10 protein-coding genes are annotated in these 11,449 nt (G+C 49.4%); 4 read left to right on the plus strand and 6 right to left on the minus strand.

Annotation, left to right across the window (positions count from 1 at the left end):
• Nucleotides 1–143: 143 nt before the first annotated feature.
• The 4 genes from Q0294_RS09195 to Q0294_RS09210 all read left to right on the plus strand — a co-directional run bounded on the left by Q0294_RS09195 (nt 144) and on the right by Q0294_RS09210 (nt 5,802).
• The gene (locus Q0294_RS09195; RefSeq protein ID WP_299463727.1) at nt 144–1,181 is read left to right on the plus strand and encodes a DnaA/Hda family protein; all 1,038 of its coding nucleotides are present in this window, start codon (nt 144–146) and stop codon (nt 1,179–1,181) included.
• 536 nt (nt 1,182–1,717) lie between these two features.
• Entirely contained in the window at nt 1,718–2,848 is a 1,131-nt protein-coding gene (gene dnaN, locus Q0294_RS09200; RefSeq protein ID WP_299463730.1) for a DNA polymerase III subunit beta, read from the plus strand.
• A gap of 3 nt (nt 2,849–2,851) precedes the next feature.
• Nucleotides 2,852–3,196 (plus strand): DUF721 domain-containing protein, encoded by a 345-nt coding sequence (locus tag Q0294_RS09205; RefSeq protein ID WP_299463733.1) that lies wholly within the window; start codon nt 2,852–2,854, stop codon nt 3,194–3,196.
• A 110-nt stretch (nt 3,197–3,306) separates the two neighbouring features.
• Complete coding sequence (locus Q0294_RS09210) at nt 3,307–5,802, plus strand: DNA gyrase subunit B (RefSeq protein ID WP_299463736.1); 2,496 nt, start codon at nt 3,307–3,309, stop codon at nt 5,800–5,802.
• A gap of 24 nt (nt 5,803–5,826) precedes the next feature.
• Here Q0294_RS09210 and hpt read toward each other — a convergent pair whose 3' ends face one another.
• The 6 genes from hpt to Q0294_RS09240 all read right to left on the minus strand — a co-directional run.
• A complete protein-coding gene (gene hpt / locus Q0294_RS09215; RefSeq protein ID WP_299463739.1) occupies nt 5,827–6,348 on the minus strand; it encodes a hypoxanthine phosphoribosyltransferase in 522 nt (173 codons plus the stop codon).
• An 11-nt stretch (nt 6,349–6,359) separates the two neighbouring features.
• On the minus strand, nt 6,360–7,433 hold the full coding sequence (locus Q0294_RS09220) for a tRNA pseudouridine(13) synthase TruD (protein ID WP_299463742.1): 1,074 nt from the start codon (nt 7,431–7,433) through the stop codon (nt 6,360–6,362).
• 15 nt (nt 7,434–7,448) lie between these two features.
• Nucleotides 7,449–9,131: a hypothetical protein gene (locus Q0294_RS09225; protein ID WP_299463745.1), complete on the minus strand. Its 1,683-nt coding sequence runs from the start codon at nt 9,129–9,131 to the stop codon at nt 7,449–7,451.
• A gap of 52 nt (nt 9,132–9,183) precedes the next feature.
• Entirely contained in the window at nt 9,184–9,789 is a 606-nt protein-coding gene (locus Q0294_RS09230; protein ID WP_299463749.1) for a hypothetical protein, read from the minus strand.
• A 740-nt stretch (nt 9,790–10,529) separates the two neighbouring features.
• Entirely contained in the window at nt 10,530–11,045 is a 516-nt protein-coding gene (locus tag Q0294_RS09235) for a hypothetical protein (protein WP_299463752.1), read from the minus strand.
• Between the two features lie 128 nt (nt 11,046–11,173).
• The coding region (locus Q0294_RS09240) for a hypothetical protein (RefSeq protein ID WP_299463756.1) at nt 11,174–11,449 on the minus strand (276 nt) is incomplete at its 5' end.

Below are 11,449 nucleotides of genomic sequence, written 5' to 3' on the forward strand. Positions count from 1 at the left end.
GAAAATATCTGCAGCCATTTGAATATTACCGTCGATTTCATCAGTGAATCCGATTCTGCCATTATCAGCTCTCAAAGCCAGACACGGATGTTTAAGCTTTAATTTGCAGTGGAATGAGTCTTTACTGACAAGAAGTCTTTTGGATGATGTCGAAATCCGGAAAACAGCAGCCGAACGTGACCTCCAAACCGTTCAAGATATTAAAAGAATATCAATACGCACATACGGCTGTTTCGGAATTAATTCAGGCACTCGATGTTCCCGATCCGCAATTAGTCTACGTTTATGGCCCCTCCGGTTGCGGAAAAACGGCTCTGATTTCCCATCTGCTTTTAGAATTTTCTGAAATTCACCCTGAAGCGACGTTCCAGTTGACCACTGCCAGCGAATTTGCTGCGAAATATGCTGCCGCTTCTGCCAACGTTCGCATTCCCGAGTTCCAGAAAAACCTTCGTTCGTTGAACCTGCTGGTTCTGGAAGACATTCAGAGCCTGGAAAATCGCACCCAGACTCAGCGGGAACTGCTGTCTGTTCTGGATGAGATTCTGAAGCAGGGGGGCAGAGTCATCTTGTCCTCCACCAAACCGCCGGGAGGATTGGCACACTTTCACAAAAAACTGGTGAACCGGTTTCATGGAGGGGTCTGTGCGTTGATCAACCCTTTAAAATACCAGAGCCGGCTGGAATTGCTCACATTCTGGGCCCATTGCGAGCAGATTCCTCTGGAGACAAAAGAACTCTCATTGATTGCCCACAAAAAAGAGCTCTCACCCCGCGAGTTGTATGCTTTGTTGATTCAACTGCGAACGGTCAGCCGCATCAAACAACAACCACTGAATGCCTCGTTTGTGAAGCAATACCTGGAAGGAAACATTGAACCGGTTAAAACCAGCATCTCGAAAATTACAAAAGCCGTCTGCCGCGAATTCAAGATCAGCCTGCAGGAAATCCGTTCTGCCAACCGCTCGCAGCAATTCGTGCTTCCCAGACAATGTGCCATGTTTTTATCTAGAGAGCTGACGGACAAATCTTTAGCAGAAATCGCAATTTATTTTAACCGGAAGAACCACAGCACCGTTATTCATGCCTATCGTCAAATTCAGCACGATCTCAAAAAATCACCCGGATTACGCCAACAGATTTCTCGCATTCAACAACAACTCGGGGTATATCTCTTTTAACGGATAGAGAAACATCGGAAACAAAACCGATCAGATAACATTTTCACCCGCGTTTTCATCACATCAGATGACTGCAATTCGTGCATAACCTGTCCAATGCCGGATGCGAAATGTTGACTCCTTTCTCGTTTATCAACAGGGCTCGAACACTGATTCGGAAGTGATTTCAGTACTCATCAGAAACTCTGCATTCTACTGATATCTGACCAACAGGTTATCGACGCCGATTCTCTTACACAGCTTCTCCTCAAATCCTTTCTCCGTATAGAGATACAGCTCACTTATTTCTATTCTCCACATTCTGACCGCCTCTCTGATACTACTACTGCTAAATAAAACCTTTTAATATAAAAATTACCTTGGAAATCAACTCTGTTGTGGAGATTCAGAGCCCTCGCATGATTGTGAAAAGCCGGCCAATTCAATAAAATAAGATCAACTCAAAGAATGCCATTTTCAGCTGCCCCAATGTGGTTTCTGATATACTGAGGGCAGTCTTGATTTTCACATGAAATCTTATAAAAGTTGATTCAAACATGAAGCTCAGTTGTTCTCGATCTACTCTGTTGTCCGGCTTCCAGATGATCGGAAGCGTCATCAGCTCTCGCACGCCGAAAGAAATTCTGAAGTGTGCCAAGCTCGAAGTAGGAGACGGTAAAGCAACTTTGAGCGGGACCGACCTGGAAGTCAGCGTTCGCTTTGATTTCGAAGAAGTCGAAGTCATGATTCCGGGCGAGATTTTATTATCCGTACACGAGCTGGTTTCCATTCTGCGGGAAGCGACCACCGATTCCATTGAAATCGAGTTGAAAAAAGACGAGCAGACAGAACAGGACTTTATCCTGATCCAGGCGGGAAAAAGTGAATTTCGCCTTTCCGTGCACGATCCTTCTGAATTCCCGTCTGTGGAAACGTTTAATGAAACCAATTTCTTTGAGATCCCCACTCAGTCATTTCGTGAAATGATTCGCCGTACGGTCTTTGCAACCGATCCTGAAAGCACCCGCTATGCCCTGGGGGGCGTCCTGTTTGACGTCGAGAATGATAAACTAACTCTGGCTGCCACAGACGGGCGGCGGCTGGCGATGGTCGAATCGGCATGCTCTTACCAGGGTGAAGAACCTTATCAAAACAACCGTCCGGTGATACCGGCCAAAGCCATGTCCCTGATCGAAAAAAGTCTGGTTGGTGATGACGGAAGTATCCAGATCGCAATTCGCGCCAACGATGTGATCGTGAAAAGTGGCCGTTCCACAATCTTCGGCAGACTGGTCGAAGGGCGATTTCCCAAGTACCGGGATGTCATTCCACCCGAGCCGGTTCACAGCATCGATCTCGAAGTAGGCACGTTTTTCGGTGCCGTTCGTCAGGCTCAGATTGTGACAGATGTCGAAACTCGAGGCGTCGATTTTGTTTTTGCCAGCGGTCTGCTGACTTTGAAAAGTGTGGCCGCTTCCGTCGGAGAATCGAAAGTCGAAATTCCCATTCCATTCGAAGGGGACGAAATCGTGATTACATTCGATGTTCGTTACCTGGCAGATTTCCTTAAAACACTGGACTCGGCAGCTCATATCAGGCTGCAGTTGATTGATTCAGACAGTGCCGCCGTTCTCAAAACAGACGACGGTTACACATATGTTATCATGCCTCTTACGCAAGCACGGTAATAAATGCGACAACAGTACGATTTCAAATCCACTCGTGCGGTTCCTTCAGCCGTTCCCATTTCGCAAGCCTTATCAGAGCTGATTGCATTGAAAGGGCTGGGGCGTGTGCGAGGGGATCAGCGACTAAAAGAAGCCTGGGAACAGGCTGCAGGAGAAAAGATTGCCGCCCAGACCACGGTTCAGGGAATTAAAAACCGAATCGTACAGGTGGGTGTAGAAAACTCTGCTCTATTGAATGAGCTCAATTCATTTCATAAGGGTTCATTGCTCCAGAAATTACAAAACGAGTATGGGAAACAGGATGTCCGCGATCTTCGGTTTCGCTTGAAATCGAAGAGAAACAAGTAGTTCAAACAGTTCTATCAATGGAATGTGATCTCGCTGTTCGGGGCTGGTCAAAGAGAAGTCAAAGTTTCTGAGAAGAGAAACAATTTATTAATTCACGGGAGTGATTAAGCGTGAGTGAACAAGAAGAGAAGCAGGCAGATCTTAAAAAAACAGGCTATGATGAATCCAACATTCGCGCCCTGGAAGGCATCGAAGGGATTCGCACACGACCAGCCATGTATATTGGTGACACAACATTGCGAGGTTTGCATCACCTTGTGTATGAAGTCGTCGATAACTCGATCGATGAATGTGTCAACAAGTATGCCACTACGATTAATGTCAAAATCAATGCGGACGGCAGCGTCAGTTGCAGCGATGACGGCCGTGGGATTCCCGTCGGTGCGATGCCCGATATGAATAACCGTCCGGCTCTCGAAGTCGTGCTGACAGAAATTCACGCCGGGGGAAAATTCGACCGCGAAGGGGGATATAAAACCGGAACGGGCGGATTGCACGGCGTCGGCATCACCGCCGTCAATGCACTCAGCGAATGGCTGGAAGCGGAAATTCGCCGCGAAGGTCATGTCTGGACGCTGGAATTTGCCCAGGGAGCGGTCAAAACACCGCTGCAGAAACTGGGAAAAACCGACAAAAGCGGAACTAAAATCACATTCAAGCCGGACGGAACCATTTTTCCGGACACCAAATTTCTCTACGACACTCTGACAAAACGACTGCAGGAACTGGCGTTTTTGAATGCCGGAATCCGAATTCGAATCAACGACGAACGTTCCGGTCAGTCTGATGAATTTTATTACGAAGAAGGCTTGATCGAGTTTGTTCGACACTTGAACCGGACAGAAAATGTGCTGTATGAGGAAATCATCCACATTGAAGGCGAACTCGAAGGAGTCCAGGTAGATATCGCCGTCCAGCACAATGATGGCTCTCATGAAAATGTGCGTTGTTTTGCCAACAATATCTACAACATTGAAGGGGGCACTCACTTTTCCGGCTTTCGTGGCGCGCTTACGCGGACCATTAACGCCTATGGAAAGAAAGCAAATCTGTTCAAGGATTTTACACCCAGTGGCGACGATTTCCGTGAAGGTTTGACGGCTGTCATTACAGTCCGCGTACCCGAGCCGCAGTTCGAAGGTCAGACAAAAACCAAACTCGGTAACAGCGAAGTCGAAGGCATCGTGCAGACGGTCGTCAATGAAAAGCTGAATCAGTTTTTTGAGGAAAACCCGGGCGTCGCGAAAAAAATCTCCCTCAAAGGACTCCTGGCGGCCGAAGCACGCGAAGCTGCCAAAAAAGCCCGTGAAATGGTCCGTCGCAAAGGAGCACTGACCACCGGAGGCCTGCCCGAAAAACTTCGCGACTGTCGCAGCCGTGAACTCGAAATTACCGAATTGTACCTGGTGGAAGGGGACTCCGCCGGCGGATCGGCCGATACAGGTCGCGATTCTAATATTCAGGCCATTTTGCCGCTGCGAGGTAAAATCCTGAACGTCGAAAAAGCACAGCTGGTGAAAATTCTGGATAACGCGGAAATTGCGAATATCTTCAAAGCGGTCGGAGTTCCTCCGGGAGCCGTGCTCGAAGATATTACCAAACGGCGTTACGGCAAAATCATTCTGATGACCGACGCCGACGTGGACGGCAGCCATATTCGGACATTGCTGTTGACCTTTTTCTTTCGCCATATGCGGGAGCTCGTAAATAATGGTTGTGTCTATGTCGCACAGCCTCCTTTATACCGAGTGACGCAGGGCAAAAAAGTGCGTTATGTTCAGACTCAGGAAGAAATGATGGGCCAGCTCGTGGAACTGGCTCTGGGCGATTCCAGTCTGCAGCACGAGGATGGCACTATTTTCGAAGGCGAAATGCTGGAGAAACTCGTAGGCCTGATTTCAGAATTAGAAGAACCGCTGGGAACTCTGGATCGCCGCGGAATTGACCTGAAATTTCTTTCCCTGAATCATGCCACCGAAGATGGCCTGCTTCCGCAATATCGAATCTTTCTCGGGAAAGAACAACACTGGTTTACTTCCCAGGAAGAGATGGCTCAATTTCGGAAAGAGGAAGAAGAGAAACGAGGCGATGAACTGCAGATTGCCGATGACAATGGCCAGCCGGATCAGGCAGTGCCTGCAGAAGAGGATGAAGAAGAGTTCGAAAAAGCGGGTACTTTGAAGGTGACCGATCTGCATGAAATTCACAACATCAACGAACTGTTGAAAAAATTAAGAGGTTATGGAATTCGCTTGAAAGACCTCTATTCTCCCGGAAACCGGAATGGCGAACCGATTTATCCCTTTGTCATCCACAGCGGAAGCAGTGTGATCCGTTTGACAAGTCTCAGAAAACTACTCCCCTCGATGCGAGAAATCGGCGAAAAAGGCCTGAAACTGACACGTTTCAAAGGACTGGGTGAAATGAATTCGGAAGAACTCTGGGATACCAGTATGGATCCCGAACAACGGGTTCTGCTGCAAGTTGGCATGCAGGACGCCGCTGCCGCTGATGAGATCTTCCGTGTTTTGATGGGCGATGTCGTTGAACCCCGTCGCCAGTTCATCGAGAAACACGCCCTGGATGTAAAAAATCTCGACATCTGATCTGGTCTCACGAAGAAACGGATCTCACACGAGATCCGTGCCTTCCAGTGAAGCGATAAAAGGCAGATGCCGGTACTCGTTATTGAAGTCCAGACCATAACCGACGACGAAATGGTTCGGAATTTTGAAACAGTGAAAATCGGGTGTGAGCTCCACTTCCGAGGCTTCTTCTTTCCAGAGCAGCACCGCCGATTTCAGAGAGAGTGGCTGAAGTTCGCGGATTTGTGCCAGCACGGTTTGCATCGTTTTGCCGGTATCGAAAATATCATCGACAAGTAAAACATGACGACCCTTGATATCGGGCATGAAATCCAGATTCACGTGCAATGCACCGGCGGTCGTCGTTTTACCACGATAGCTGGAGGCCTGAATCAGACCCACCTGATGCGGCACATCAATCGCGCGAATCAGGTCTGCCAGCAAAACCACACTGCCTGCTAAAATTCCGATAATGGTCAGCGGGCGGTGCTGGTATTCATTGGCCAGCTCGCGTCCCAGAGAAATCACACGCGAACTGATCTGTTCCTGGTCAATCAGAACTTTCACAAAACATCCTTTCAGAACGTGTCGCCGGACGCCGGCACGGCACTTTCGTCTTTCATAAATTCTCTTAACAACATCGTCGCATACACGCCCGAAGGCAGCGTGAAATGGAATAAAATGCCCGCCTCGGTCTCTTCTATTTTAAGTTCCTCAGGCCAGATAAGAAATGGCCGCCGGGCACCGGGAGTCAGTTTTTTAAACCGCGAAAAGTGAGACATCTCCAGCCAGAATTCGCCGAGGATCTTCTGTTCGTGTTCCAGAACCGCATCGGTGGGGGGCTTCATTTTGGGCCCGAAAATGGGACCGGTAATCACCGTTTCGCGTAAATCAAACCGTTCCTGTTCCCGAGTCACCTCTTCCACAACGAACATACCGCCCGATTCACAAACCTGCATTACATCGCCCCGTTGAACAGTATGCAGACTTTGATCCTTCACGCGATCAGTCAAAACACGATTAAACAGACACGACTGAGCCGCCGACAAGGCCAGGCGTTTCAGCGATTTATTGCGAGCGTACTTGTTCGGCACTCGATCCCCTTTTAACAGTTTCAGCCCCATCCGCAGCGTTTCATTATCGATGCCCATTCGCTGCGCACCGTAATAGTTGGGGAAACCCGTCTGGTCGATTTTTGCCTGAATGGCTTGCGCCTTCGCGAAGCCCTCTTCACAAGTGTTTCTGATCAGAATTGAAAACCGGTTTCCTTTCAGATGCCCGGTCTTCAATTTCCGTTCGTGCCGCGTCGACTCCAGAATGCTGATTCCGTCGAAGGCGAATTCTGCCAGGAGAGGCTCACATTCCGCAGGCACCGAGACCATTTGTCGCGTCACCGCATGTCGGTCTTTCATCCCGGCGACGCCGATGTCTCCGGTACTGATCCGCAGTTGCTCTGACAGGATCTTCACCAGAAACTGGGCAGAGACACCCCGTTTTTCAACCCAGAGAAAGAGATGGTCTCCTTCGCCCGAGGGGGGATAAACGGGGATCTCCTCGACGATGAAATCTTCTGCGGTCTGCTTTAAAGAACCGCCGATTCCCGGTAAGTCTTCCGTCAGGTAAGGCAGCAACGAACTTTCTGGTTCAGACATATCGGGTTTCGTGTTCTATTTTCGGTTTGCAATGGCCAATGAAATGAGCCGTATAAATCCTTCACCCAGTTCCAGGTTCAGGCTGGCTTGATTGGCCGTGATTTTAGGATAAAAGGTCAGCAGATCGCCACCTGAAGCGAACGCGACTTTGGCAGATTCCATAAATTCCTCGTTCTTTGCGTTTTCTTCAGCCAGGGGCAGGATCGAAGCCAATTTCAGCGAAATCAGAAATGCGGAGCCGGATTGACTGCGGTTTCCATTCGTTTTGCGACTTGAAATCGCCTTTTTCAACAGATCCAGTGACTCTGCTTCCCCCATCGCCAGCCAGCATTCATCAGAACCACAGCCGATAAAAATCACCGGATTTTCACCGAAGAACTCATTAGCCCCTTTTTTCAGATCCTTGGGCACGATTTTGTGAATCGTGATCCCGTCCACTTCCGCAACATTCGCTTCGATTCCCTGAGTGTCTTCCGCCTGCTTCATCAGTTCGAACAAATCTTGCAGCCCCTGTTTGAAGGCGGCTCCTTCCGTCAGTTTTAAGGCGGCGATGAGCGCCGGCTTGCCTTTCGAAGTCAGCTGCATTTGAATGTGGCTGTCCAGTTTTCCCGAACGAATGGTCGCTTTGACGGAGTCCAGCATTTTGGAAACCGGACCCGGATTGGAATCATCGCCCAGTAAAATCGGGGGAATATTACTCTGCGACTGTTCGATCAGATCCAGGATCGCTTTCTGTTCAACCTCTTTTCGCAGTGGAAGCACGCTGTATCCCAGAAAATCAGCCGAATCAGCCGTGAGCCAGGCATACTGGCTCGTCGATGTGGAAAGCTGCTCTAATTCTTTTCCCAGTTGCGAACCCGGTTTCGCAGTCACGCCAAGATTGAGGCGAATCTGTTTGTCCTTTTTGGAAAGGGAATAACCGATCGTCAGATTGTCGCCATCTTGCGAAATGATCTCAAACTGCTTGAGCAGAAACAGCGTCGTTTCTTTGCGGCTGCGATAGCGAATGTCATTTTCGCCCGGTTTGCGGGCTAACTGCTCATCAATTTTCGCGCTGGCCAGATCGACGGCCATCATCCGCATCGGCTCCGGAACATTGCCCAATAACAGCGAGCCGGCAATGTCGTATTCTTTCGCCAAAGCACTGGTATAGTTGTCCGGGTTATAAAAGTCCCGGTCCAGAGCCTCGCTGGTGATTTGCAGAAACGCATAACCGTGGGCCATTTTGATGTGCAGCGAGAAGGTGGGCAGCGCCAGCGTATAGCGGTCTGCTTTCCCTTCCACAGGAGCCAGCAGAAAACCAACCTCGCCGAGCGTTTTGGTTAATTCGTCCAGATCTTTCACGGGCACGAATCCGATGACGGTTGGCTGCGGAGAAATTCCCTCGCTCAGAAAGACGAACACTCCCAGTGGTTTCGTCCTGTCCAGCCCTGCCAGATTCCGGTACTGCGCGAGAAAACCTTTGATCATCGCCGGGTATTCGGGCTTCTGAACCGTCTCAAACAGATAATCGATGTCTTCCATCACCCGGTCGAGGCCGGCAATCGAAGCCACCGCGATCGGCTGGTTCCAGTCCATTTTTTCTTTGCGAGGCTCCGTCGCCGAATTGGCCTGGGCAAAGAGCATCGTGCCAACGCACAGAAAACAGACGGTGAATGTAAACCGTGTCAGAAAAGAACGTGGAATGACAGTATGCACGGAAGAGTCCCTTTTACAGAAAGACGAGAGCGAATAGTGACAGGACGGCATTTCAAATCCAGCCGACCGGACGACTGATTTTAACCTGATATATCAGGTTTACCTGTTTCCGCGACCTCAGGTTGCAAAATTTTTCAAAATCCGCAGAAACCGGACAAGGGCAATCCTGTTCAACCCAGGCCAAATCCGAGTGCTGCAGACTCATGAAACGGCGCTTTTTCCGGGTGTGACAGGAAAAAAAGCCTGCTGCATCCGGTCTGCCGTTCGCCACTGAAAAACCAGGCCTTGACAGTAACCCGCCACTCACCAATATGCGTGTTACGCGTCGCGCGCGTAGGAAATACGCGACCATAGTGCAGACCAGCGCCCCTGTGAAAACGCTCACCATCAAACTCGCTGGTTTGAGACCGATTTGCCGCCCCGTCCTGCCACCTGGTTCAAAATGAGCACTCAAGTTCGGCACGCTTTGGCGCCCGACTGCCACCAACAAGTCACACAGCGCCCCGCACAAGTCACGCACAGGCGCGCGTCTGCGCCCCGTCTGCAACAAACCCGACTTGACCTCCCCGCGCCTTTGCAGAAAATCACCCTCATCGAAACAAAAAACAATGCTCCAACGGAACAACAAATAACACAACCCAAAAACCAGACCATCCATGCCAGACCTCTCCCCAAAAACAAAATCAGATAATACCCACGCCCCATCCGGCAACCGAACCATAACCAGCAAAACTGAGCGGCGATTCTGCAGCAGTGTTTCCCAGCGGCATTCCCTCTTCCACCACGCCAGCGACTGTCAGGGTTTCGTTATTAGCCGCAGGGCGTTAGCCCCGGTTCCTCCCCAGTCCATTTTTGAATGCATATCTCTATGTTGTTTTTTCTTTTACAAAGACGAATTCAAATGAAGAAACACGACCTGGCCGCCGGTATCTGACCAGCAACAGTAGCCAACAGGCAGAGATTACCCCCACTGAAACAAAACCCGCCCGAAAAAAGATTCTACCCAATGCAACTCAACCAGACGCAGATGAAAACCCGGCAGTAGTAAAAAGAGCAGGGTCCCCAAAAAAACAGAGAGCGGACCCACGTGTCCGCCCGCCGGGCGTATTCCAGGGGAAGCGATTTGATCTCAACCAAAGCCAACAAAAATAACCGACACAACATCCGCCCCGGTTCATTTCATCAGACACGAAAAAGCCTGAATCACATCCGACTTCAAGCGACCACGAAAGACACGAAACTCCATTTCAGGTGGTTTTCCATATTCGTGCCAAAAATGAGCGGCACGGCGCCAGCCGCCGTTTTGAGATCAGCGAACGATAGAATTCCAGGGAAAGCGATTTGATTTCAGTTTCCGCCGGATTCGCCGCTCCGGTTGACGCAATTGTTATTTGGCGATCACTTATGCCAACGGATCGCAAAGTTATGGATCTCACCAAAGAGGTCTACCTTTCCAGTAATGTCCAGAGCTTTGCTGTCCTTGGTCTGAATCTTTACGTCGTCGATAGCACTGTGTTCCATCATGTATATTGCGAGTTCGTACTCGTCAATGTCGTCGAGTGATGCGGTTGCGCTAACGTCTCCGACTTTATCGCCGGGAGATGCTGGAAAGTCTCTGATGTAGAAGTGCGGCGCGTCGAGCGCCCACGACCACTTGGAGTCTTCCTCTGCAGTCAGCTTCTCGAATACTTCTCCGCTGCCCATGACTTTGATCGTCAGAAGCGGCTTTGCTGGATTGGAGTTGTTGATTTCAAATGATGATTCGTCAACGTTGATTCCAAAATCAGTGTCACCAATCACGAACGATTTGTTTGTCATAGCGGCCTTCCGCGCGTTTGATTCGCCTGGCGCGTGATCCGCGCATCCGATTGGAGTGAAAGCACAAGCGACAGTGATTATGATCAGTTTGCGCATTTATTTTGAATCCTGACCAAAAAGTCTTCTAGACGCTTTAACGGCCCACTGGTTTAGAGTATCGGAATTTAGCAGAGAGCTATTAAATAATGACATCTCGTTCTCCTCCAGCCATGATGCCTCTTCGTTTACACTGTTGAAAATATGGTGATCTTTTTTCCATCAAGATAGCCTTTTAGATGACTTATTGACCATGGGCCTCTCATATTTGCTCTAGGCTTTCTCCTAATTTTGGAACCAAGTTCTATACTTACGTGACCACCACGATCTCGCCCGATACTTAAAATAAATTCGAAGCTTTCAAAGTATACATACCACTCACCCATACCTGAGCGGTCGTGTTTGATAAGCTTGAGAGCATGGCGAGAAACTACTCCCTCTAGCAAAGAGTTTGAATATTCCAG

Source organism: uncultured Gimesia sp., assembly GCF_937919775.1.
In the GTDB taxonomy this organism is placed as follows: Bacteria; Planctomycetota; Planctomycetia; order Planctomycetales; family Planctomycetaceae; genus Gimesia.